The organism is Photorhabdus caribbeanensis (assembly GCF_018448885.1).
GTDB lineage: Bacteria > Pseudomonadota > Gammaproteobacteria > Enterobacterales > Enterobacteriaceae > Photorhabdus > Photorhabdus caribbeanensis.
On sequence record NZ_RCWB01000002.1, the window covers coordinates 97,281 to 120,332 of the forward strand.

Genomic DNA, 23,052 nt, shown 5'->3' on the forward strand with positions numbered 1-23,052 from the left:
TTTCCTAACCTGGTGTTAGAGGAATAATTTAAATCAGAATGTACAGGGTATAGTAAATAAAAAATCTATATTTAGTTACGAAATTATATTTGTTCGAATGTTATTGTCCATTTTTTATAAATGTAATTAACGGCGATTTTAAATAGAGTAAAACGATAATAGGCAGAAATATTTAACATGGTTAATATAAATAAAACATATCTATCTGAGGATGATCAGAGATCTTGGGATTTTGATTCTGAGGTCGTTATTGGGTTAGTTGGCGCTGTAGGAACGGATCTGGAAATAATTAAAGATTCTATAACACAGAAACTTAATGCATTCAGGTATGATGTACAGGAATTAAGAATATCTTCTGAAATTATTTCAGTATTAAGAGATATTCCCTCAACAAAGGATAATTATGAAAGGATAAGTTGTTTAATGTCGGAGGGTAATTATTTAAGAGAGGCTAGTCAGGATAATTCTATATTGGCGTTAGCTGCGGTGGCAGAAATAAATAAAAGAAGGGAGAAGAAATATTTTTCATCAATACCATCTATTAGGAGGGCATATATTATAAATTCTCTTAAACACCCGAATGAAGTTAATGCACTAAGGGAGATTTATGCAAATGGGTTTTTCTTGATAGGTGTATATACGAGTGAATCTCAGAGATTAAGAAATCTTATTGTTGATAAATGTATTGATGAAGTAAAAGCTAGAGAATTGATTAATCGTGATTCCAATGAAGGGAATAAGTGGGGACAGCGTACTCGAAATACTTATGAATTATCAGATTTCTTTATAAATTATGATGGAAATAAAAATAGGACCGACAATAATATATGGAGAATATTAGATCTTATTTTTGGTAACCCATATGTCACACCAACCTTTGATGAATACGCAATGTTTATGGCTTTTTCTGCTTCTTTGCGATCAGGAGATCTTTCCCGTCAAGTTGGTGCTGTATTAACGAAAGATAAGAACATAATCTCAACTGGAGCTAATGATGTACCACGATTCGGCGGAGGATTATATTGGCCTGATTATGTACGAGATGCGATTGAAGATGTTGAAAATGGTAGAGATTATAAGGTAGGCGAAGATTCAAATGCTAAAGAGAAAGGATTAATTATTGAAGATATACTTGAAGATATTGAAGAGGAACAAAAAGAAAAGTTTAGAGGATGTCTCCTAAATAGCAAGATAAAGGATATTACCGAATATGGCAGGGTTGTACATGCTGAGATGGAAGCTATCTTGGCATGTGCAAGAAGTAACATTAGCACTCATAATGGGATATTGTATTGTACTACATTCCCTTGTCATAATTGCGCAAAACATATCGTTGCCAGCGGCATACGGCGGGTCATATATATTGAGCCTTATCCTAAAAGTAAAGCTTTTGATTTTCATCCTGACTCTATTTCAACACTTGAAGAAGAGTCTTATGATAATAAAGTGATTTTTGAACCATTTGTGGGTGTTGGACCTCGCTGTTTCTTTAATTTGTTTTCAATAAATCTGGGGATAGGATATAAAATAAAAAGAAAAAATAAGGATGGAAAAATTATTAAGTGGCATAGAAAGGATGGAAGGCTGAGAATGAAGATGCTATCATTATCTTATATAGAAAAAGAAACCGAATCAGCAGCTAACGTAGATAACTTAATAAAGGAGTTAAAGAAATGACTAAGAGAGAGGAGTTTTTGGCTTATTTAAGTGAAGCGAGTAAAATAGTTGAACAATGGCCAGATTGGAAGAAAGGTGGATTGAGAGCCTATCGTAACCCGCAGACATCGGGTGAAAGTAAACTTAAGGACTATACGACAGGTGAGGCTGAAAATAAGTTGCCATAATCTATTCTTATTTATTGGAAAATAGAAAACCTGATAAGAATTTTCCGTTTTTGCCTCGAATTTATATATTAATAAATCAACTAAAATAATAAATTAAAATTTTAGCTTAAAATGAACCTGTACATAAAGTTGTAGTTAATTACTTTAATGTGGCTTCATATAAATAAAGTAACCCTTTTTAGGGTTACTAGTAAATATAGTGAATAACGTAAACTCATTATTTATTTTCAAAAAACGCTCGCCTTAAACCTAATTCCAGACCGCGAATTTCTGCCAGACCTTTTAATCGGCCAATACAGGAATAGCCGGGATTAGTCTGTTTTTTCAGGTCATCAATTATTTGATGGCCATGATCGGGGCGCATAGGTATCAAACGGCTATCTCCAGCCTGCTTACGGCGATATTCTTCACGCAGGATTTCCATAACGACATTATACATATCCACATCACCTGCCAGATGGGCGGCTTCATGGAACGTTTTGCTGTTTTCTTCCCGTTGGGTGGAGCGCAGGTGAGTGAAATAGATTCGGTTGCCATAGCGTTTAATCATCTCAACCAAATCATTATCACCACGAACGCCATAGGAACCAGTACACATTGTAATACCATTAGCCGGGCTTGGTTCAATGGTGGTCAGCCATTCAATATCTTCAATAGTGGAAATAATACGTGGTAAGCCCAGAATAGGACGCGGTGGATCATCCGGGTGAATTGCCAGACGTAAACCATATTCTTCACATACAGGAACAATCTGGTGCAGGAAATAAGCCAAATGTTCACGCAGTTTATCGCGGGTAATATCTTTGTAGCGATCTAATTGCGCCTGAAATTCTGCTAACGTATAGCCCTCTTCGGCTCCCGGCAGACCGGCAATAATATTAGTGGTGAGTTTCTTAATATCAGCAGCAGACATGTTGTCGTAATAGACTTTTGCCTGAGCTTGTTCTTCGACGGTGTAATCAGCTTCTGCATCTGGACGTTTGAGGATATAGATTTCAAATGCGGCAAAGGCAATTTGATCAAAACGTAGAGCTTTGGAACCATCAGGGAGTGAGTATTCCAGATCGGTGCGTGTCCAGTCCAGCACAGGCATAAAGTTATAGCAGACGGTATCGATGCCGCATTCCGCTAAATTTTTCAGTGAAGTTTTGTAGTTATTAATCCATTGCTGATAGTGACCGGTCTGGGTTTTAATCTCTTCATGGACAGGCACACTTTCAACAACTGACCAGATAAGCCCCTTATTTTCGATGAGGGTTTTACGGGCCAGTATTTCATCTTTGTTCCAAATGTGTCCGTTAGGAATATGGTGTAATGCGGTAACGATGCCGGTTGCACCAGCCTGACGGATATCATCTAAAGAAACAGGATCATTTGGGCCGAACCAACGCCATGTTTGTTCCATTGTTATCTACCTTTATGCAACGTCAGAATAAAAAACAGTCATCAGAACAACTGGATATAAAAACTTATTTACAGGGATATGAGTTAAAGAGATAACCGTCGAAATAGGGATCGTCAACATCAGACAATTCCAGTAAACGTAATTTCACATTCTCTAAATGTTGCCACATTGCTTGTTTGGCTGCCGCCGGATCTTTCTTGATCATGGCGGATAAAATGATCTGATGGTCATGCAGCCACTCTTTACGATAATCTTTATCGGTAATTCGTGTGTGCAGTTTCTGCCACATAGGATTATTTTCCCGCCATGCCCAAGATTGTTTAAGCAGTTCAACTAACATACTGTTATGGGTTGCTTCCGCAATCGCCAGATGGAATTCTCTGTCGCCGGATTCATCTTCACCGGAGGCCAAATCTTCGGATTCCTTTTGCAACGCCCGACGCATATTAGCAATGTTATTTGGTGTCACTTGCATAGCGGCAAATTCGGCAATATTACTTTCCAGTAATTGGCGAGCTTGTAATAGCTCAAAAGGTCCCGCTGCGTTAACTGAACATGAAGAGGAAGCTGGCAGGTGAGGGCGATTAATAATATAGATCCCGGAACCTTTGCGGACTTCAATAAGGTTTTCGAGTTCGAGCATAATTAATGCTTCACGCACAACGGTTCTGGAAACTGTTAATAATTCAGCAAGCTCTCGTTCTGGGGGTAAGCGATCCCCAATACGATATTTCTGGTTGGCAATCATCTCTCTTAATGAGATGCCGATTTCTTGATAAGGACGTTTTGGCTCAAATAAGTGCTTCATGGTGTCACTATTGTTGTCATGATTATTGATGTTATTGTGTAGATAATAGTCAAAAACAGAAATTGGTCAACCAAAAGTGCCGCTTAAAGGCGAAGGCCATTTGGCCTTCGCCAATGATTATTTGACTGAGCGGATACGTTCTACCATACGGTAAAGCATTGGATCGCTTTTCTTAATGTCGTCATACATAGGTTTGACCGCTTCTTCAAACGATTTTTGATCTACATTGACGAATTGGACTCCAATTTTCTCTGCATTCTGGCGCTCTTTCTCTTCTGATTTTTCCCATAATTTCGTCATATATTCCGAAGAGTGGGTTGCCGCATTGATGAGGATTTTTTGTTGTTCCGATGACAGCTTATTTAGCGATTTAGTAGAAATAACAAGAACGTCTGGCACCATCGTATGTTTATCCAGTGAGAAGTATCTGGCAACTTCACTGTGACGGCTCAGGCTAAAAGAGGGAATATTATTTTCTGCGGCATCGACGACACCCTGTTGTAGAGCAGTATACAGTTCGCCGTAAGCCAATGGTGTTGGATTACCGCCTAAGTTTTTCACCATTGAAATGGCGGTTGGGCTAGGCTGAACCCGAATTTTCATGCCTTTTAGATCCTCCGGCGTGCGGATAGGTTTTTTGGCGTAGAAGCTACGTGCCCCGGCTTCATAGTAGGTTATGCCAATAAAGCCGCGGTTTTTGCTGGATGCCAAAATTTCTTTGCCAATCTCGCCGTTTTTAACTTTTTCGTAATGGGCTTTATCGCGGAATAGATAAGGTAAGTTAAAAGCAGAATAAGCGGGCGAAAAAGCTTCCAGTTCTGCGGCATTGGATTTGACTAAATCCAGGGCGCCATTTTGCATCAGTTCCATCGATTCCCGTTGATTACCCAATTGTGCGTCTGGATAGATCCGAATACGAACATCACCATTCGTTTTTTGGCGAACTTCATCAGCAAACTGAGTCATTGCCTTGTGTACTGCATGATCGCGGTTGTGGTTATGGCTGAGTTTTAATGTTGTTACTGCCATAACTTGTGACGCGCCTAAGGCAAATATCGCTCCGATTACAGTAGATAAAATACGCTTAGCATTGCTCATTGTTCGTTCTCCAATTGTTGTAAATAGGTTACGGGCACAACTGAACTGATGGTCAAACCATAAGCATCACTTCGGGTTTCGTCAAAAAGTAAAAGCAATTTGGTTGACCAATATCACAAAATAATCGGCACAACTGGTGAACCAGTCAGATTGTGATCCCGCTCACTGGATGTTTTTTTGACCTGGATCTTATAATCCAAGCAACGTAAAGCTTCCTTTACTGATTTTGGTCAGACAGTTTGCCCATTTGGTCAATCAAATAGGGCATACGTTGAGGCCAATAAGGACAAAGCCCCGTGAAAAACCTTGTGTATTGCCTCAATAAAGGTTTGGCATTTTTTACCGTCAGCCTTTCCGTTTTTTTGGTGTTTTGTGTCACATGGCAGGTGGTTTCCCGCTATGTGTTTGGTGCGCCGAGTACGGTAACGGATGAACTCGCTCGTTATCTGTTTATGTGGGTTGCCATGATTGGCGCGGCATATACCACAGGTCAACATCGCCATTTAGCTATCGACCTGTTAACGATGAAACTTAAGGGAATAGGTAAAAATAGTGTGGGTTTAGTGATCCAGGCCGCGATCGCCCTATTTGCTTCGATCGTGCTGGTGTATGGCGGATCGATACTGGTGATCTCAACCCTTGAAACCAAGCAAATTACGCCCGCGTTAGGGCTACCGATGGGATATGTCTATTTATGTCTGCCAATTAGCGGTGTTCTGATGATTTGCTATGTGCTGGTAGACATTGTTGCGCTTATCCAGAATTTTTCAGGTAAAGACGTTGTTGTTTCTGAAAATCAATAAAATCACCAGGCAAAAGAGGATGGGCTTATGGATTGGCAAGTGGTTTTAGCGTTGTTCGGTAGTTTTGCCGTGTTGCTGGTATTGGGTATACCGGTATCCTTTGCGATTGGCTTGTCATCATTACTGGCAATTATGATGACTTTGCCAATGGAGGCGGCGATTACCGTGGTTGCGCAACGTATGGCGGCAGGTGTTGATAATTTCTCTTTACTGGCTATTCCATTCTTTATTCTGGCGGGGAATATTATGAATCAGGGGGGAATCGCTGCCCGCCTGATTAATCTGGCAAAAGTTATGGGCGGCCGTTTGCCCGGTTCTCTGGTGCACGTCAATATTATGGCGAATATGTTTTTCGGTGCGATTTCAGGCTCAGCAGTGGCATCGGCTGCGGCGGTCGGCGGAACGATGGCGCCAATGCAGAAAAAAGAGGGTTATGAGCCGGAATACTCTGCCGCTGTAAACATTGCCTCCTGCCCTGCTGGTTTATTGATCCCGCCAAGTAACACCCTGATTGTTTACTCGCTGGTTTCTGGCGGCACATCAATTGCCGCACTGTTTTTGGCGGGTTATATTCCCGGCATTTTGATGGGCGTATCTTTGATGATTGTGGCGGCAATCATTGCCAAACGCCGAGGTTATCCGGTATCACCCAAGCCGACATGGAACGAGTTTTTCACTACATTGGTTCGCGCATTGCCTTCCCTGATGTTGGTTGTGGTTATTATGGGGGGGATCATTGCCGGTATTTTTACCGCCACAGAAGCCTCGGCGATTGCTGTGTTATATAGCTTTGTATTAGCAGTATTGATTTATCGTGAAGTCAGTATCGCCAAGCTGCCAAAAATCATTCTCGATTCTGCGGTGACTACTTCCATTGTTTTGTTGCTGATTGGTGCATCAATGGGAATGTCTTGGGCAATGGCGAATGCGGATCTGCCCTATTTGATCGCTGATGCGCTAATGGCGGTTTCGGAAAATCCACTGGTTATTCTGCTGGTCATTAATATCATTCTGTTGTTGGTCGGGACTTTTATGGATATGACTCCGGCGATTCTGATTTTTACGCCGATTTTCCTGCCGGTGGCGCAGAATATGGGCGTTGATCCGGTACATTTCGGCATCATTATGACCTTCAATCTGGCTATTGGTATCTGTACACCGCCGGTAGGGAGTGCGCTGTTTGTGGGTTGTTCTATCGGTGACGTCAGCATTAATAAGGTATTGAAACCTTTAATTCCCATGTATTGCGCTTTGGTTATCGCGTTGATGTTGGTGACTTTTATACCGCAATTGAGCTTGTGGTTGCCTCAGATGTTACTGAATTACTAAGCATTTAAGTAATCTGCTCCATTAGAAAGGAACTATTTTATGCTCCGTAATATTGCTAATTGCAAAATTGATCCGGTTATTCATCTCCCTTCTTATGATCGCCAAAAATTGGTGACTCGTATTGTTCATCTGGGATGTGGCGCTTTTCACCGGGCGCATCAGGCGGTTTTTACTCACCGTATGTTGGAAAAAACGGGCAGTGATTGGGGAATTTGTGAAGTTAGTTTGTTCTCCGGTCATCGGTTGATTCAGCAACTTAAACAGCAGGATTGTTTGTGTACCATTGCGGAGAAAGGGGCAGAGAAAACGGAGCTAAAAATTATCGGTTCTATGATTGATGCCTTGCACCCTGAGTTTGTGGGTCAGCAAGGTATTCTGGCAACGATAGCGCAGCCGCAAGTGGCGATTATTTCTCTGACGATTACTGAAAAAGGGTATTGCATCGATGCAGCCAGCGGCAAGTTGGATGTAAATAATGCATTAATTCAACGGGATTTGGCTAACCCAACCGAACCCACATCTGCTATTGGTTACATTGTCGAGGCGCTCCGTCTGCGTTATGAAGGTAACTTGCCGCCATTGACGGTGATGTCCTGCGATAATGTCAAAGAAAATGGCAAAGTTGCTCGTGAAGCGGTGGTGAGTTTTGCCCGTTTGCGGGATGAAAAGTTAGCCCAATGGATTGAACTGAATGTGACTTTTCCATGCACAATGGTTGACCGTATTGTTCCTGCCGCCACGCCAGAATCGTTGGAAGAAATAGCTGAACAGTTGGGAGTATATGATCCCTGTGCAGTCACCTGTGAACCTTTCCGTCAGTGGGTGATTGAGGATAACTTTGCCAATGGCCGTCCAAACTGGGATGTGGCAGGCGCCCAATTTGTTAAAGATGTGGCGCCTTTTGAAACCATGAAATTACGCATGCTAAACGGTAGCCACTCATTTCTAGCTTATCTGGGCTATTTGGCAGGATATACACATATTGCTGACGCAATGGCGAACCCCGATTACCGGCAGGCCGTCTTGGATTTGATGTTAAAAGAGCAGGCGTCAACTCTGACAATGCCGACAGGTACCGATCTTGTTCAATATGCGCACCGGCTAATTGAGCGTTTCAGTAATCCTGGTCTTAAGCACCAGACTTGGCAGATAGCAATGGATGGCAGCCAGAAACTACCACAACGCATGTTTGATTCTGTCACTTATCATCTGGCAAATGGCAGCGATTATCGTCATTTGGCCTTGGGTATTGCCGGGTGGATGCGTTATATCAGCGGTAAAGATGAACAAGGTAAATTAATTGATGTGCGTGATCCGCTAGTTGAACAATTTAAATCTATTTACCAGCAATATGGGTTATCTGCTGATGTAGTACCCGCATTGTTGGCGATTTTTGGCAACCCATTGTTAGCTGATGCGCATTTTGTCCGGGCCGTCACCGAAGCTTATCAATTATTATTGGATTGTGGCGCTCGTCATGCTGTGGCGACACTTTGATTTGGCTGACAGGGAAAAAAGAGATGAAAAATTTTATGGGTGACGATTTTCTGCTGAACAATGAAACTGCCCGTCAGCTATATCATGAACATGCCGCAAATATGCCGATTTATGATTATCACTGTCATCTTAATCCGCGTGAAATCGCTGAAAATCGCCAGTTTGATAACCTTGGTCAGATTTGGTTAGCAGGGGATCACTATAAATGGCGGGCTATGCGCTGTGTGGGTATTGATGAATCGTTGATCACAGGTAAGCAAGCCTGTGATTATGAAAAATATCAGGCATGGGCAAAAACAGTACCGTTGACCTTAGGCAATCCGCTTTATCACTGGACACATCTAGAATTACGTCGTCCATTTGGTATTACCGGGAAATTATTCGGGCCGCAAACTGCGGATGAAATCTGGCATCAATGCAACGAAAAGCTGGCAACACCGGCGTTTTCGGCTCGTGGCATTATGCAGCAAATGAATGTGCGTATGGTTGGAACCACGGATGATCCGGTAGATTCTCTACAATATCACCGCCAAATTGCGACAGATGAGAGTTTCGATATCGAAGTATTACCAAGCTGGCGCCCTGATCGGGTATTTAAAATTGAGTTGGTGGGTTTCGTTGACTATATCAAACAGCTTGAGGCTGTAGCTAATGTATCGATCACGGCTTTTGCTGATGTGCTGAACGCGTTGGAGAGTCGCCTTGAGCATTTTGCTGCTCATGGTTGTCGGGCTGCTGATCACGGCATAGAAAATCTGCGCTATGCTCCTATTCCTAATGAAGCGGTATTAGATAGCATCCTACAAAAACGGCTGGCAGGCGGCACTCTCTCTGAGCTTGAAATTGCGCAATACACCACGGCGATTCTGGTATGGCTTGGCCGACAATATGCCGCTCGTGGTTGGGTGATGCAAATGCATATCGGCGCTATTCGCAACAATAGTACTCGTATGTTCCGCTTACTTGGCGCGGATAGCGGCTTTGATTCCATTGGTGATAACAACATCGCTTGGCCGTTATCTCGTTTGCTGGATAGTATGGATATGACGGATGAGTTGCCGAAAACGATTTTATACTGCCTGAATCCACGAGATAACGAAGTGATTGCAACGATGGCCGGTAACTTTCAAGGTGGCGGTATCGCCGGTAAAGTGCAGTTTGGTTCGGGCTGGTGGTTCAATGATCAGAAAGATGGCATGTTGCGTCAGCTTGAACAACTTTCCCAACTTGGGCTGCTGAGTCAATTTGTTGGTATGTTGACCGATTCTCGTAGCTTTCTTTCATACACTCGACATGAATATTTTCGTCGCATTTTGTGTAATTTGTTAGGGCAATGGGCAGAAAAGGGCGAAATTCCTAACAACAAAGCCATGTTAGGGCAAATGGTTGAGGATATTTGTTTTAATAATGCCCGCCGTTATTTTGCCTTGCCGGGAGAAAATCCATGAAGCAGATTGCACTCCTTGGTGAATGTATGATTGAACTTAATGGCGCTCCTTTCGCGACTATGCATCAGGCTTTTGGTGGCGATGTCCTGAACAGTGCGATTTATTTAGCACGGGCAAACCGACAGAAGATTGCTGTTCATTTTGTGACGGCGTTGGGGATGGATTCCCTCAGTCAAGGAATGATTAAACGTTGGCAAGACGAGGGTATTTATACCCATCTGGTTTTGCGTGATTCGACGCATCAACCGGGGTTGTATTTGATTCAACTTGATGAACAGGGAGAACGCACCTTTCTGTATTGGCGTAATGATTCCGCTGCCCGTTATATGGTGCGCCATCCTGATTTCTCTTCGGTTACTCAAGCGTTGCGACAAATGGATGCCATTTATCTCAGTGGTATCAGTTTGGCTATTTTGCCTGCCGATGATCGAGAAAAATTACTAAACTTGCTGGCTGAACTGGCGGCACAAGGAAAAATCATCGTTTTCGACAGTAATTACCGCCCGGCATTATGGCAAAGTGTGGAGGAAACTCAGCTCTGTTATCAGAAATTACTCGCCTTTACCTCATTGGCACTAGTGACAGACAACGATGAATGCAAGCTGTGGGGCGATAAATCGGTTACAGCAACCATGATTCGCCTTAAACAAGCAGGAGTTAAAGAAGCCGTGATTAAAGCGGGGGCTGCCGGTTGTTATTATCAGCATTTGGTACAGGATACTCCGATTGAGCTGATCCCAACGGCGCCGGTTATTAACGTGGTCGATACTACGGCGGCGGGAGACGCCTTTAATGCCGGGTTTTTGGCAGGATTTCTGACGGATCGCCCGATACAACAAGCGGCAATCATGGGGCATCGTCTGGCTGGTACCGTTATTCAGCATAAAGGGGCGATTATTCCAATTAGTGCAACTCAAGCAGTGACTGACAGTTTCTTTTAATATCAGAGGAAAAATCGATGAAACAGATGATTGAGCAGTTACGCCAGTTAAAAATTGTACCTGTGATTACTGTTGAGCGTGCGGAAGACATTATTCCGTTAGGTAAGGCATTAGCTGATAATGGCTTGCCGGTAGCGGAAATTACTTTCCGTTCCTCGGTAGCGGCAGAAGCGATTCGTCTACTGAAACAGGCTCTGCCGGATATGCTGATTGGTGCAGGAACCGTCCTGAATCATGAACAGGTGGTTGCTGCAAAACAGGCAGGCGCTGATTTTATGGTTTCGCCGGGTTTTAATCCAAACACAGTCAAAGCCTGCCAGCAATTGAATATTCCTATTATTCCGGGCGTGAATAATCCAAGCGCGATCGAAGGCGCGATGGAATTGGGATTAAAACTGTTGAAATTCTTTCCGGCAGAACCTTCCGGTGGTTTGCCAATGATTAAAGCGATATTAGCGCCTTATACTGAACTGCAAATTATGCCGACTGGAGGAATCGGACCAAACAATATCCGCGATTATCTTGCTGTACCGCGTATTGTCGCGTGTGGTGGTTCATGGATGGTCAGTAAAGCGCTGGTGGATAGCCGAAATTGGCAGGAAATTGGCTGTTTGACTCGCGAGGCGGTGGATTTGGTTAATACTTAAGGAATAGTGGTTCTTATATTGGGATAAAATATTATTCCGACAATGTACCCGTCATCTTTCAAGTTGCCGCTTTGTTGGCTGCACTCACTCACCCCGGTAACATAGTTATCTATGCTCCCGGGGATTCGCTCCCTTGCCGCCGCGATGCATCTTGAAATCCATAGGGTATATACCAAAAGGAAGAAAGGGTTTAGTAAAAATTCTTTTACTTCTGTTTGCCTAATGGCAGCATCAGCGTGTATGGCTCCAACGGTGACTGGGCGAAGCCAAGACGTGTATAGAACGTTCGAGCGCTCTCATCAAGTGCGTGGACGATTATAGTCGAAATGCCCACCTGTTCTGCCGTGCTGGCGATACGCTTCCAAGCATCTTGGAGAAGCAGTGCCCCGAGCTTCTTCCCCTGATATTCCACATCGACAGCCAGACGGCCGAGAAGCACTACAGGGATAGGATCTGGCATATTGCGTTTAAGCGATGGTGTAGATTCAATATGATTAATTGAACCGGCGCTTAGACAATAATAACCGATAACGTCTTTTGTGCCTTCCTTGCAAATAACAAATGTGCGGCTCGCGCCGAGCTTATTATTTTTTAACGCCCGGCGTGAAAGCCATTCGTTTAATGTTTCATGCTGGCAATAAAAATCATTTATATTATGTTCAGCCGTTAATATTTCAGGTGTGCTTATTCCCACGGCGCTTTATATCCCATCAGTTTTTTAAAACCTTCATTATCAGAAAGCGGTTGCTCCAGCATCTGCATGAACGCATGGTATTTTTCGTCGTTAACGAAAAAGTGGCGCTGATCGAGTATGGCATCTTCGGCCGCGCGGCAGGCAGCATCCAAGATGAAATCAGTTCGGGTTTTTGAGAGCAGGTTTGCTGCATGGTCAATAAGCTCCCGCTGGAAGGCTTTCGCCCGGATGTTGATCGGGGTTTCTTTAGGTTGTGTTCTCATAAATCACCTGTGTAGCAAATTGGCAGACAGTTATTATAGCAGTTGTATAACTAATAGATATACATTTAGCGTCTCCATTTGAAATCTTATGAAACGTAAGCATGCTGGGTTATCCAAAATATATAGTGGTTGCTCTTCTGCTGACTGACGTCGGCCTAATTTACATGAACGTCAGACACCAGAACAAACTTTACTAGAGTTACCAACTGTTAGTTTGATACCTGAAAATATCTTAATGCAATTGAAAACCGGCTTATGAAAATCGACGATTAGAGCCGGAAAAAATGCAACTAATTATCATGAAACTTTGCCAGTTCCATTATATCCGTATTGATGTGTTAAGCATTCTATTAAATCGTTCAGCAAAGAATCTCAGGCAACGCCATATAAGACCATTGCTTGATAAGCAATCCTTGATGATGGCATTTCTGTAAACACCAACTCATCCCAATCAAGGATATACTGTCAAAGCTCTATTACAGGATTGATACTTTTTTGCTGATAATAGCCCAGTCTGGGCCTGGTGTTATATAGGATAAAACAACCAGAAGAAGATAGAAGTAAAGTAAGTCGAGGTTCATGGTTTTATACTCTGCAATGAGTTGTTACTTGAATAAAATCAGTAGATTCACCGATCTTTATTTCAACCTTTACGTCTTTGACTTCATTAAGATTATTTATATGTGTGCCTCCGCATGGGATAGTGACTACCTTAGAGTCAATAGTCGATTTCCATAATCTAGTGTCATTAATCTCTTTTGATTTATATTCAATGGTTATTTCTGCACCCTGAGATAACCAATTATTGAGTGTATTATTAACTTCTCTATTAATTTTATCCAGATTTTCAATTAATATATTTTTATCAAATCCTTTCTTTTTGATCGATTTACCAAAGCGATAAATATCAACGGATTTAAGTTCTGTAATAGAAGATTGGTAAATGGCAGCTTTATCTAAATTATAATTTCCTAAATCATCGGTATCGTATACTTTGGACCATATATGATGAGTTGCTTTATTTAAAGCAAGGGACATAAAGTGGGCCATAGAGTGTGCAACACTTACCCTATATCTTGTTTCATCGTTCACAGATAGAGTTACCGTTTTTCCTATGAGGTCTCTTTCTGAAATTCCGTGTAAATCAGGTAAGTAGTGTGCTGGCATAATTTTATCTGGCGGCGTTGCTTGTTTCGTTATTTCTTGGTCTATATATGCATGACCATTAATAAGACCCGCGGTGTAAACTTTTGTCACAGCAAGTTCTTTATCGCCTATTGAAATTATTCCATTATCATGTAGTTGGTCTGGCCACTTATAGTTCTTTGGGTAGAATGGACTATCTTGGGTTATCAAAAGGGTGCCATCTTCGTATCTCATAACCCCGATAATGTTGGATTCTAACGTCAGGGTCCCCAGCATAAATGAAGCTTCTGCTTTTAATAGTTGATCAATATTTATATCAGTGGTCATGTAATATCTCGCTAATTATAATTTTTTGATACCTATTACTACAGGGTATTTTGTTAATGTAATTTTTGCCAATCAAAACACCCTATAATCTTATATCATATTACTATTCGTTTTAAACGTTATAGGTAATCTTTCTTGCTGACTATCAGAATTGGATAAATAAGATCAATATGTGTATAGTCAACTTATTTATAGGATACTTAGAGCATCGTTGCAAGTAGAAAAATTGGAATGTTTTTATGTTTTACCTACATAGTCAATGGCGATTTTAAGGATAAAATCTGTTTTTTAAACTGTCGCGGTAATTTTTTTAGTTTAAAAATAGATAGTTAAGCTGATAAAGTATATGGAACAGGAGGAAATAAAGTATGGTTGCTATGGTAGAAATTAATATAAATCTGCGGGAAGAAACGATTAAAAAGATTGAAATTGTAGAGAAATGTTCTCCTGATAAGTCACGTGCTACACAGAGCCGAAGAGAGATAGATACTTATCTTGATGCTAATATTCCAGAACGGAATAATAGCGTTTTTGGTTTATGGGGGGATAAAAAGTTGGATGGATTGGAATATCAAGGTAAGTTACGCGAAGAATGGTAATGATTGCTATGAAGTCGCTATTCGATACTAATATATACTCTATTCATAGTATAAAACGTTCGATGAAATTATTTTGTGGCTTTATGTTTCGATAAACAATGTTGTTGTTTTTTGAATAAGTTATTCGTTCTGTAGGGTGGGAATTATTTTTCTAATATATGATTGTTTTATTTTTGTTGTTTTTCTTTAATGACAAAAATATAATTTATTTATAATAAAATTCCTATTTTATTTTTAATAAATGATTTGGGGTATTTAAATAACAAAATTATATTTATCTATCTGATATCTGTAATTACAATTAAGTTGAGCGTAAATAGGTAAAAAAATAGGCACAATATGTAATTTTGCGCCTAAGTTTATATTAACTATCTTTATGTTGATTTAATCTTAACTCACAATGGCTTAGCATTCTCCGCCAACCATGCTGCAATGCGTTGCTTCTGCTCTTCTTTCAGCCACATACCCAATTTGGTACGGCGCCAGATTGCGTCATCCAGTTCAACAACCCATTCATTATCGACCAGATAACGAAGCTCGGCTTCATACAGGCCGTGACCGAAGCATTCACCTAGATCTGTCAGATTATTAGCGCCTTGCAGAATGAGTTCGCTGTTGCTGCCGTAAGTACGCGCATAACGTACAGCAACACCTTCCGGCAACCAGTTGTAACGTTTACGCAATAAACGGGCATAACCATCACGATCGCACCCTTCCAGATTCCCCCCCGGTAACTGACCATTTTTGGTCCAGGCTTTTCCGGCATTGGGGTAGTATTGCATGAGCTTCTCGGTTGCGTGTTCTGCCAGCTTACGGTAAGTGGTTAACTTACCACCAAACACAGACAGTAACGGCGCTTTGCCGTGTTCATCATGAATGTCGAGCGTGTAGTCACGTGTGATTGCTTGAGGTGAATCAGATTCATCATCGCACAGTGGACGTACGCCAGAATAGGTCCAGACGATATCGTCGCGGCTAAGTTGTTTCTTGAAGTGATCGTTATAAACTCTCAGCAGATAATTAATCTCTTGATCGTCAATCTTCGCCTCTTTTGGATCACCTTGATATTCCACATCGGTGGTTCCAATAATGGAAAATTCATCCATCCAAGGAATAACAAATACGATACGATGATCTTCGTTTTGCAGAATATAAGCTTGCGGCTCATCATGCACTTTTGGCACCACAATATGGCTGCCTTTGATCAGGCGAATACCATAAGGTGATTTTAATTTCAGACCATCGTCAAAGAATTCTTTAACCCAAGGGCCGGTAGCATTAACCAGACCTTTTGCACGCCAAGTATAGGTCTTACCTGTCCGTAGATCTTCGGCTTCAACCATCCAACCCTCTTGTTCGCGCCATGCACGGGTTACTTTTGTTCGGGTACGGACTTCCCCGCCATGTTTTTTAACTTCCTGAGCGTTAAGGACAACTAAACGAGCATCATCGACCCAGCAGTCAGAATATTCGAAGCCACGGACCAATTCTGGTTTCAGAACAGAATTGGCACCGAATTTCAGCCCTTTACTACCAGGCAGGCTGACACGTTTGCCCAAATTGTCATAGAGGAACAGGCCAATACGGATCATCCATGCTGGACGTAGATGTGGCTGGTGCGGCAGGCGGAAACGCATCGGAAAAGCGATGTGTGGTGCAAGGTTCAGTAAAACTTCACGTTCTGCCAGCGCTTCGCCGACCAGACGAAATTCATAATGTTCCAGATAGCGTAAGCCGCCGTGAATCAGTTTTGAACTAGCGGATGACGTGGCTTTGGCTAAATCTTGTGCTTCTAGCAACAGAACAGAGAGCCCCCGGCCAGCAGCATCTGCCGCAATCCCGGCGCCGTTGATCCCGCCACCGATTACAATCAAGTCTTTAGTTTCCATGCATCCCCCTAAAATGTTCGAAACAGTTCTTTAATGCTCGTTTTCGCTCACAATTGTAATCAGAAATCGATCAATAGCCAACTATTTGTTAAGAAAAAACATGTTCACGTGATATAGATAACAAATATTGTCATATCCACATAATTCACATGGTATTAATAAAGAAGCTTAATTGTGGCGCGATAAGAGGAGATAGGGGATAGTGCTATCCCCAAATATAGAGAAAATTCTTAGCAGAGTTCGAGCTGTACGTTATGTTGCTCTATGACTTTATGGATGCTTGGCGGGGGAAGTTGGTCAGTAAATAAGTGATCAATGAGGTTCATATTGCCTAGATTAACCATAGCATTGCGGCCAAATTTAGAATGATCAGTGACTAACATAACGCAACGAGAGTTTTCGATAATTGCGCGCTTTATGCGTACTTCATGGTAATCAAATTCTAGGAGTGAGCCATCCATGTCAATGCCGCTGATGCCGAGAATGCCGTAATCGAGCCGAAACTGGGAGATAAAATCCAGAGTGGCTTCACCGATAATTCCGCCGTCACGAGAACGAATCTCCCCTCCCGCCAGGATTAAACGAAAGTCTTCTTTTGTCATCAACAAGGTAGCGACATTGAGGTTGTTAGTGACAATTCGTAGATCTTTATGATTTAACAATGCGTGAGCGACAGCCTCTGGTGTCGTGCCAATATCAATAAACAGCGTCGCGCCATCCGGGATATGGCTAGCAACACGTTGCGCAATACGTGCTTTCTCTTCTGACCACATGATCTTGCGGTCATGATAGGCAGTATTCACCGAACTTGATGGCAATGCGGCTCCGCCGTGATGCCGCTGTATTTTGTTTTTATCTGCCAAATCGTTCAAATCACGGCGGATAGTCTGGGGGCTGACATTAAAGTGTTCAACCAACTCTTCAGTGCTGACGTAGCCCTGAAGGCGTACCAGCTCAACTATTGCATCATGCCGTTGAGTTTGCTTCACGATAGTCCTCTAAGTGTCTAAAAGTGTCGGTTATTATTTTTGAATGTGTGACGGTTATCCCACAACGCCATCAGCAAACCGATAATTAAACCGGAGAAATGGGCGGCGTTGGCAATGGCTAGTCCGAATGCATCGAAGTATCCAACAATCAGCCAGAAGATTGAAAAAGCCATCAAACCACGGGGGATGCCAATACCCTGTTCGGGTGCCCGCTCACCGGTTAGCCAGACATAACCAATTAAAGCGTAAACAACCCCAGAAAGGCCGCCGAAATGAGAACCACTGAATAATGATTGCCCCCAGCCGCTGAAAACAGCGGAAACAATCATAATGACAAATAGTTTTCCTGTACCGAGGTGCTTTTCTGTTTGCCCGCCAAGATACCACCACCACATGAGATTAAAGATGATATGCAGCAGTGAGAAGTGCAGTAAGCCGTGGGTGATCCAACGCCATAGCTCCATATGTTGGCTATCGTCAGGCCAGGCTAGCCAGGACATCACCTGATAATCGCCGGCAAATTGCATCCAGAGATAAACCACGATATTTAGGAATAAAACCGTAATGGTTAATGGGCCAGCCTGACGACTTAAATATTGCCAATTCAGATTATTTTGGTACTTCAATGGGTGATTCACATCGCCAGATTGCCAACTAGCCGCTTGATAACGTTCATTTAGCGGATCGCGAGTAAATTGTTCCAGCTCTTGCTGAACCATAGTCAGTTTAGTGTCATCTGCTAGCCACAGTTCGACGTGTTGCCCATCGTGACCGGGGCGCATCGTGAGATGGACCTGATGGGTTGCCATATAATCGATAAAGGCTTGCGCTAGACGCGGGTTTGAAATAGCGATTACGCGGATCATGAGGTGTGTTATGCCGGATTATGTAAGGAGTCAACAGCGTGAGGATAGTCTCTGCGCCAGGCTTCAAAGCCGCCATTAATGCTGTAGACAGTTTCAAAACCGATGTTTAATAAATACTGAGCGGCACTCTGGCTGCTATGGCCGTGGTAGCACATAACCATAACCGGCTGCTCGAAATTGGCCTGTAACATAAATTCATTCAACGTGTCATTAGTCAAATGAAAAGCGCCACACGCATGACCTATCCGGAAACTCTGTGGATCACGGATATCCACCATAGTAGCGGATTTATTCTGCCAGTGTTGATAAGCCTGCTCAGGGCTGATAGTTTGAAAATGTTCCATATATATTCTGACTTTGCTCTTTAGAACTTATACCCGTCATCTTTCAAGTTGCCTCTTTGTTGGCTGCACTCACCCCGGTCACATAGTTATCTGTGCTCTCGGGGATTCTCTCCCTTGCCGTCGCGATGCATCTTGAAATCCATAGGGTATAGAGATTATCCCGTTAAGTTATTATTGTAATAATGTTTTCCCGACGATTATCCGAGCGGGAAAATTTGTTATCAGTAATTACGTTATTAGTAATACTTTATTAGTAATACGTTATTAGTAATAAGAGTGTTCACCGCGTTGGTGTTCAGTTAAATCTCTTACCCCTTTTAGTTCCGGGAACATGTTCAGCAACTCTTTTTCAATCCCTTCTTTCAACGTGACATCGACCATTGAACAGCCATTGCAACCGCCGCCGAATTGAAGGATAGCGAAACCATCATCAGTGATTTCCATCAGGCTGACGCGGCCGCCGTGACCGGCTAATTGTGGATTAATTTGTGATTGCAAAACGTATTCCACACGTTCGACAAGTGGGGCGTCGTCAGAAACTTTACGCATCTTGGCGTTAGGGGCTTTTAATGTTAGCTGAGAGCCTAACTGATCGGTGACGAAATCAATTTCAGCTTCTTCAAGGAAGGGGGCGCTCAGTTCGTCGACGTAAGCTGACAGTTGATCAAATTTCAGTTCAGTATCTGTCGCTTCAACGGCATCAGGCGGGCAGTAAGATACGCCACATTCAGCGGTAGGTGTACCTGGATTGATGACAAATACGCGAATTTGTGTACCTGGTTCTTGGTTTGCCAGTAATTTGGCAAAATGAGCTTGCGCTGCTTCAGTAATATTAATCATATCATTTGCTCAATAGTTGACTGCTATAGTTGGTTATAATACGCCCATTCTCGTATTGACTACAAGGTTCGGCAAATCGCCCAAACCTGCACTGAACGGGCGCCAGCACGAATTAACAAACGGGAGATCTCAGTCATGGTCGCACCGGTGGTAATCACATCATCAAGTATGGCGATATGTTGTCCTGCGACTGGGCCACAAAGCTGAAATGCTTTCCTGAGATTAATCTTACGCCGTGCTGCCGATAAATTTCTTTGTGGTAGTGTAGCATGCGTCCGCTGTAGAAAGCTTTGCTGGTAATCGCATTGTAGCCATTCTGATAACTGCTTTGCCATTAATACACTCTGATCAAATCCCCGTTTCCATCGCCGGTATCGATGCAGTGGCACACTGAGCAGAATGTTGGGCTTATACCATCGCCCATCGCGGTAGCCCTGTTGCCAATGCAGTAGAAACAGACGCGCCAGAACTGACGCAAGTTGTGGCGTGCTGTGATATTTATAGCGACGAACCAAGCCGCTCAGTGGTGGGCAATAGTCGGTAATCGCTATCATATTCTCCCATAGAGGCGGTTTTTTGAGGCAGCGTCCACAAGGCAGTGAAGGAAGTTCTGAGGGGAGAGCGCAGCACGGGCACATGTTTGTCAAACGCTTCAATCGTTTGTTGCAAAAGCTGCATATTCCATGATGCGGCAACCAAAGAGGCTGATGGCATAGCCAACAGTACCCAACCATTGTTAGCATAGATTTCTTCCTTGATGGCAAATAAAGTTGAGAATAACAATGGCTGATCTATTTTGGCAGACTTCTGATGAAGGTTCGCGTGATCTTGTGTTGCTGCACGGATGGGGGCTGAATGCGGAAGTTTGGCGTTCCATTGAAATGCGATGTGCTCCGCATTTTCGTTTGCATCTGGTGGATTTACCCGGTTATGGCCGTAGCCAGAAATATGGCCCGATGAATCTTGCTGACATGGCGGATGAAGTTTGGCGATATGCGCCGGAAAATGCGCTATGGCTAGGTTGGTCGTTGGGAGGTCTGGTTGCCAGCCGAATTGCCCTTGACCATCAGGATAAAGTTGCTGGATTAATTACCGTGGCTTCTTCACCGCATTTCAGCGCAGAAAGTGACTGGCCGGGGATCAAGCCAGAAGTTTTGCGCGATTTCGAACATCAGCTTAGTGAAGATTTCCAGCGCACAGTTGAGCGTTTTCTTGCTTTACAGACATTAGGTACTGACAGCGCCCGTCAAGATGCGCGATTGCTAAAATCCGTTGTGCTGGCGCAGCCGATGCCTTCTGTTGAAGTGCTGCATGCTGGCTTGGAAATTTTGCGTACCGAAGATTTAAGGCAGCCTTTGGCTGAGCTTGCCATACCGTTCTTGCGGATTTACGGTTATCTGGATGGGCTGGTGCCAAGAAAAATCCTCAACATTCTTGATGAAAAATGGCCGCGTTCAGTTTCAGCCATGATGCGTCATGCCGCTCATGCTCCTTTTATTTCTCATCCAGATGAGTTTGTTGGGTTATTGACTGAATTTGTTAGTAGAGAAGCATTGCAAGGTCGATGAGATAACAGATTTTTATTGGCGTGATTTAGAAAGGTAAAGCGTTCGCCGCATGAATGCGGCGGCTCAATGTAAGTTCTTCTGACGATTAGATAAATCATAGGGATTCAATTTGTTACTAATAAAGGCAAATTCTACCTTTTAATTCCATATGTTTTCCTTGTCCCATCCTGTGGGAATTCCCATTGAATGAGTTAAAATATTTATATGACTGTATTTATTTATAAGATTTTTAAATTCAACTTCGAATTTTTCTGATGGGCTTATCAAAGTTTTAGACATTATTTTTAAAACAATCAATGTAGTATAGATTTTATTTTTCATTGTTGGCCTGATTGTTATTCTGGTTCCAACAATATTATTATTGTTATCTACGAACCCTGATGGCAAGCGATAATTGCTATTCCAGGTCCTGGAACTATGCGAAGATTTGTTTCTTAATTCCTTTAGTGCGTAAAGCCACGATTTTACTTCTTTAAATGTATTGGCTCCCATAGCTGTTGCAAAATCATTGAGATGATTTCTTCCTGAGGATGTGAATTTTGTCGTGTCTAAAGCAGTAATCAATTTCATCATTGAATCAAAAGACATTAATTCTATAGCTATCCAAAATGGAGGATTTTGCCTATAAGATTCCTTTGTGCTTGTATAGTTATTTTTATAGTAAACAGCGAATTCCTGAGTAGATTTTTCCATGAGCGCTTTTATTTTCATTCTTTCTTGATATGGTGCTTTATTTGGTGTGAATACATCATCGCTGAGATACCAAAAAGGGTCGTTTAGATACTTTGTTATTACTTGGTCAAGAATACTCTTTGCTTTAACTTCTATTCTTAATATGTATTTGTTACATAGTTCTCTTAATTCACAGTCAAACAAATATAAATCAAAGCCATTTTTAAATTCAGTGCCGGGTAAATATTCTTTAGTTGAATGATTTAAATAAGGATATAAGTATGATTTGAATCTATACCAATTAATTAGGGATAGCGCTTTCTCAGCAAAGACTTTATTAAAGGGATGAGTAAATAAAATACCTTTATCTTCAAGATGAATATTTACCAGCTCTGCTGGAGTTAAAAAAGGCTTGTTATAAACAGACATTTAATAGAATCTCATATGATTAGTGTTGAGAAAGTGTTACTAACAAAATAACTCTGCTAAGTTTTTTCTGTACATGAGAAAAACCCGCTGATCTCGTCGGTGGATTGACGCTATCGCGGGTGTTGATATCCACAATGTATAGTATCTTTTTAGCAAGGTCAAGTGATGACCACCTCACATTGAATTGATTATTTTTTAATTATTCAATGTCCCCCAGCGATCCGATAAACCGCTGTATCACATTGCTGTGTTTCAGGACATTGTTTGCAACTGCCGCTTAGGCAGGCAGTTGCATTGATCTTTTCCAGTTTGCCCATTACGGTGATTTGTTCAAGTATCCCTTTATGGTGACAATTTCCACTTGAACAGTGGAAGCTATATTGGCTGTTGCTGGTAAAGGTTATTCTAATCAATCGGTTAAAAAATTAGGGAATAAAAGTAATAGCTCTGCATAAATCAAGCGAAAAATCCCGGTCTGAATGATCTCAAATAAATCGGACAATAATTTAATGGTACTATTAAATAGACATACTAAATAAAAGCAAAGCAGGCAACGAGATTAATACAAGAAAATATTATTCAATCTTTTATGTGGCATGTGTATGT

Annotated in this window: 24 protein-coding genes; 10 read left to right on the forward strand and 14 right to left on the reverse strand. The window is 42.2% G+C overall.

Going from position 1 to position 23,052, the window contains the following annotated elements; all coding sequences use genetic code 11:
* Window positions 1–177: 177 nt before the first annotated feature.
* Both EAE90_RS02380 and EAE90_RS02385 read left to right on the forward strand, forming a co-directional pair.
* On the forward strand, window positions 178–1,677 hold the full coding sequence (locus EAE90_RS02380) for an anti-phage dCTP deaminase (RefSeq protein WP_214052117.1): 1,500 nt from the start codon (window positions 178–180) through the stop codon (window positions 1,675–1,677).
* Complete coding sequence (locus EAE90_RS02385) at window positions 1,674–1,844, forward strand: hypothetical protein (RefSeq protein ID WP_214052118.1); 171 nt, start codon at window positions 1,674–1,676, stop codon at window positions 1,842–1,844. Before EAE90_RS02380 ends, EAE90_RS02385 begins: the two co-directional genes overlap by 4 nt.
* A 217-nt stretch (window positions 1,845–2,061) precedes the next feature.
* Here the strand turns inward: EAE90_RS02385 and uxuA are convergent, their stop codons facing one another.
* From uxuA to EAE90_RS02400, 3 genes are all read right to left on the reverse strand, one after another.
* Window positions 2,062–3,249, reverse strand: coding sequence for a mannonate dehydratase (uxuA, locus tag EAE90_RS02390; RefSeq protein WP_214052119.1), 1,188 nt, complete (start codon window positions 3,247–3,249; stop codon window positions 2,062–2,064).
* 64 nt (window positions 3,250–3,313) lie between these two features.
* Entirely contained in the window at window positions 3,314–4,057 is a 744-nt protein-coding gene (locus EAE90_RS02395) for an FCD domain-containing protein (RefSeq protein WP_214052120.1), read from the reverse strand.
* Between the two features lie 117 nt (window positions 4,058–4,174).
* Window positions 4,175–5,155 carry a TRAP transporter substrate-binding protein gene (locus EAE90_RS02400; protein ID WP_214052121.1) on the reverse strand — a complete coding sequence of 327 codons (981 nt, stop codon included), beginning with the start codon at window positions 5,153–5,155 and terminating at the stop codon, window positions 4,175–4,177.
* A 296-nt stretch (window positions 5,156–5,451) separates the two neighbouring features.
* On the opposite strand from EAE90_RS02400, the gene EAE90_RS02405 reads away from it, so the two are divergent.
* The 6 genes from EAE90_RS02405 to EAE90_RS02430 are packed head-to-tail and all read left to right on the forward strand — an operon-like array spanning window position 5,452 to window position 11,820.
* A complete protein-coding gene (locus EAE90_RS02405; protein WP_214052122.1) occupies window positions 5,452–5,958 on the forward strand; it encodes a TRAP transporter small permease in 507 nt (168 codons plus the stop codon).
* Between the two features lie 27 nt (window positions 5,959–5,985).
* On the forward strand, window positions 5,986–7,287 hold the full coding sequence (locus tag EAE90_RS02410) for a TRAP transporter large permease (protein WP_214052123.1): 1,302 nt from the start codon (window positions 5,986–5,988) through the stop codon (window positions 7,285–7,287).
* A gap of 39 nt (window positions 7,288–7,326) precedes the next feature.
* Window positions 7,327–8,784: a fructuronate reductase gene (locus EAE90_RS02415; protein ID WP_214052124.1), complete on the forward strand. Its 1,458-nt coding sequence runs from the start codon at window positions 7,327–7,329 to the stop codon at window positions 8,782–8,784.
* Window positions 8,785–8,807: 23 nt separating this feature from the next.
* Window positions 8,808–10,232, forward strand: coding sequence for a glucuronate isomerase (gene uxaC, locus EAE90_RS02420; protein ID WP_214052125.1), 1,425 nt, complete (start codon window positions 8,808–8,810; stop codon window positions 10,230–10,232).
* The gene (locus EAE90_RS02425) at window positions 10,229–11,173 is read left to right on the forward strand and encodes a sugar kinase (RefSeq protein WP_214052126.1); all 945 of its coding nucleotides are present in this window, start codon (window positions 10,229–10,231) and stop codon (window positions 11,171–11,173) included. Before uxaC ends, EAE90_RS02425 begins: the two co-directional genes overlap by 4 nt.
* 17 nt (window positions 11,174–11,190) lie before the next feature.
* Window positions 11,191–11,820, forward strand: coding sequence for a bifunctional 4-hydroxy-2-oxoglutarate aldolase/2-dehydro-3-deoxy-phosphogluconate aldolase (locus tag EAE90_RS02430; protein ID WP_214052127.1), 630 nt, complete (start codon window positions 11,191–11,193; stop codon window positions 11,818–11,820).
* Window positions 11,821–12,025: 205 nt separating this feature from the next.
* Here the strand turns inward: EAE90_RS02430 and EAE90_RS02435 are convergent, their stop codons facing one another.
* The 3 genes from EAE90_RS02435 to EAE90_RS02445 all read right to left on the reverse strand — a co-directional run bounded on the left by EAE90_RS02435 (window position 12,026) and on the right by EAE90_RS02445 (window position 14,250).
* A complete protein-coding gene (locus tag EAE90_RS02435; protein ID WP_214052128.1) occupies window positions 12,026–12,514 on the reverse strand; it encodes a GNAT family N-acetyltransferase in 489 nt (162 codons plus the stop codon).
* Entirely contained in the window at window positions 12,505–12,777 is a 273-nt protein-coding gene (locus tag EAE90_RS02440) for a type II toxin-antitoxin system TacA family antitoxin (RefSeq protein ID WP_036815115.1), read from the reverse strand. Before EAE90_RS02440 ends, EAE90_RS02435 begins: the two co-directional genes overlap by 10 nt.
* Before the next feature lie 585 nt (window positions 12,778–13,362).
* On the reverse strand, window positions 13,363–14,250 hold the full coding sequence (locus EAE90_RS02445) for an alanyl-tRNA editing protein (RefSeq protein WP_214052129.1): 888 nt from the start codon (window positions 14,248–14,250) through the stop codon (window positions 13,363–13,365).
* 368 nt (window positions 14,251–14,618) lie between these two features.
* On the opposite strand from EAE90_RS02445, the gene EAE90_RS02450 reads away from it, so the two are divergent.
* Complete coding sequence (locus EAE90_RS02450; RefSeq protein WP_214052130.1) at window positions 14,619–14,849, forward strand: hypothetical protein; 231 nt, start codon at window positions 14,619–14,621, stop codon at window positions 14,847–14,849.
* A 395-nt stretch (window positions 14,850–15,244) separates the two neighbouring features.
* On the opposite strand, the gene glpD is transcribed toward EAE90_RS02450, so the two are convergent.
* The 6 genes from glpD to gntX all read right to left on the reverse strand — a co-directional run bounded on the left by glpD (window position 15,245) and on the right by gntX (window position 20,520).
* A complete protein-coding gene (gene glpD / locus EAE90_RS02455; protein ID WP_214052131.1) occupies window positions 15,245–16,738 on the reverse strand; it encodes a glycerol-3-phosphate dehydrogenase in 1,494 nt (497 codons plus the stop codon).
* A gap of 230 nt (window positions 16,739–16,968) precedes the next feature.
* A complete protein-coding gene (locus EAE90_RS02460) occupies window positions 16,969–17,727 on the reverse strand; it encodes a DeoR/GlpR family transcriptional regulator (RefSeq protein ID WP_214052132.1) in 759 nt (252 codons plus the stop codon).
* Between the two features lie 17 nt (window positions 17,728–17,744).
* Window positions 17,745–18,593, reverse strand: a complete 849-nt coding sequence (gene glpG / locus EAE90_RS02465) for a rhomboid family intramembrane serine protease GlpG (protein ID WP_214052133.1) — start codon at window positions 18,591–18,593, stop codon at window positions 17,745–17,747.
* Window positions 18,594–18,601: 8 nt separating this feature from the next.
* Window positions 18,602–18,937: a thiosulfate sulfurtransferase GlpE gene (gene glpE, locus EAE90_RS02470; RefSeq protein WP_214052134.1), complete on the reverse strand. Its 336-nt coding sequence runs from the start codon at window positions 18,935–18,937 to the stop codon at window positions 18,602–18,604.
* A 264-nt stretch (window positions 18,938–19,201) separates the two neighbouring features.
* Window positions 19,202–19,777 (reverse strand): Fe-S biogenesis protein NfuA, encoded by a 576-nt coding sequence (gene nfuA / locus EAE90_RS02475; RefSeq protein ID WP_049583957.1) that lies wholly within the window; start codon window positions 19,775–19,777, stop codon window positions 19,202–19,204.
* Between the two features lie 59 nt (window positions 19,778–19,836).
* Window positions 19,837–20,520, reverse strand: coding sequence for a DNA utilization protein GntX (gene gntX, locus EAE90_RS02480; protein ID WP_214052135.1), 684 nt, complete (start codon window positions 20,518–20,520; stop codon window positions 19,837–19,839).
* A 39-nt stretch (window positions 20,521–20,559) separates the two neighbouring features.
* Here gntX and bioH point away from each other — a divergent pair, with 39 nt between their 5' ends.
* Complete coding sequence (gene bioH, locus EAE90_RS02485) at window positions 20,560–21,345, forward strand: pimeloyl-ACP methyl ester esterase BioH (RefSeq protein ID WP_214052136.1); 786 nt, start codon at window positions 20,560–20,562, stop codon at window positions 21,343–21,345.
* 138 nt (window positions 21,346–21,483) lie between these two features.
* On the opposite strand, the gene EAE90_RS02490 is transcribed toward bioH, so the two are convergent.
* Both EAE90_RS02490 and EAE90_RS24205 read right to left on the reverse strand, forming a co-directional pair.
* Window positions 21,484–22,446, reverse strand: coding sequence for an Abi family protein (locus EAE90_RS02490; RefSeq protein ID WP_214052137.1), 963 nt, complete (start codon window positions 22,444–22,446; stop codon window positions 21,484–21,486).
* A gap of 203 nt (window positions 22,447–22,649) precedes the next feature.
* Window positions 22,650–22,859, reverse strand: a complete 210-nt coding sequence (locus EAE90_RS24205; protein WP_281422294.1) for a FeoC-like transcriptional regulator — start codon at window positions 22,857–22,859, stop codon at window positions 22,650–22,652.
* Between the last annotated feature and the right edge of the window lie 193 nt (window positions 22,860–23,052).

Excerpts from the sequence above, each read along its gene's own strand:
- EAE90_RS02415 (WP_214052124.1), top strand. The coding sequence starts at position 7,327 with ATGCTCCGTAATATTGCTAATTGCAAAATTGATCCGGTTATTCATCTC.
- EAE90_RS02445 (WP_214052129.1), bottom strand. The coding sequence starts at position 14,250 with ATGACCACTGATATAAATATTGATCAACTATTAAAAGCAGAAGCTTCA.
- EAE90_RS02450 (WP_214052130.1), top strand. The coding sequence starts at position 14,619 with ATGGTTGCTATGGTAGAAATTAATATAAATCTGCGGGAAGAAACGATT.
- EAE90_RS02490 (WP_214052137.1), bottom strand. The coding sequence starts at position 22,446 with ATGTCTGTTTATAACAAGCCTTTTTTAACTCCAGCAGAGCTGGTAAAT.
- EAE90_RS02400 (WP_214052121.1), bottom strand. The coding sequence starts at position 5,155 with ATGAGCAATGCTAAGCGTATTTTATCTACTGTAATCGGAGCGATATTT.
- nfuA (WP_049583957.1), bottom strand. The coding sequence starts at position 19,777 with ATGATTAATATTACTGAAGCAGCGCAAGCTCATTTTGCCAAATTACTG.
- bioH (WP_214052136.1), top strand. The coding sequence starts at position 20,560 with ATGGCTGATCTATTTTGGCAGACTTCTGATGAAGGTTCGCGTGATCTT.
- EAE90_RS02380 (WP_214052117.1), top strand. The coding sequence starts at position 178 with ATGGTTAATATAAATAAAACATATCTATCTGAGGATGATCAGAGATCT.
- uxaC (WP_214052125.1), top strand. The coding sequence starts at position 8,808 with ATGAAAAATTTTATGGGTGACGATTTTCTGCTGAACAATGAAACTGCC.
- EAE90_RS02410 (WP_214052123.1), top strand. The coding sequence starts at position 5,986 with ATGGATTGGCAAGTGGTTTTAGCGTTGTTCGGTAGTTTTGCCGTGTTG.
- gntX (WP_214052135.1), bottom strand. The coding sequence starts at position 20,520 with ATGCTAACAATGGTTGGGTACTGTTGGCTATGCCATCAGCCTCTTTGG.
- glpG (WP_214052133.1), bottom strand. The coding sequence starts at position 18,593 with ATGATCCGCGTAATCGCTATTTCAAACCCGCGTCTAGCGCAAGCCTTT.
- EAE90_RS02430 (WP_214052127.1), top strand. The coding sequence starts at position 11,191 with ATGAAACAGATGATTGAGCAGTTACGCCAGTTAAAAATTGTACCTGTG.
- EAE90_RS02385 (WP_214052118.1), top strand. The coding sequence starts at position 1,674 with ATGACTAAGAGAGAGGAGTTTTTGGCTTATTTAAGTGAAGCGAGTAAA.
- EAE90_RS02440 (WP_036815115.1), bottom strand. The coding sequence starts at position 12,777 with ATGAGAACACAACCTAAAGAAACCCCGATCAACATCCGGGCGAAAGCC.
- glpE (WP_214052134.1), bottom strand. The coding sequence starts at position 18,937 with ATGGAACATTTTCAAACTATCAGCCCTGAGCAGGCTTATCAACACTGG.
- uxuA (WP_214052119.1), bottom strand. The coding sequence starts at position 3,249 with ATGGAACAAACATGGCGTTGGTTCGGCCCAAATGATCCTGTTTCTTTA.
- EAE90_RS02425 (WP_214052126.1), top strand. The coding sequence starts at position 10,229 with ATGAAGCAGATTGCACTCCTTGGTGAATGTATGATTGAACTTAATGGC.
- EAE90_RS02395 (WP_214052120.1), bottom strand. The coding sequence starts at position 4,057 with ATGAAGCACTTATTTGAGCCAAAACGTCCTTATCAAGAAATCGGCATC.
- glpD (WP_214052131.1), bottom strand. The coding sequence starts at position 16,738 with ATGGAAACTAAAGACTTGATTGTAATCGGTGGCGGGATCAACGGCGCC.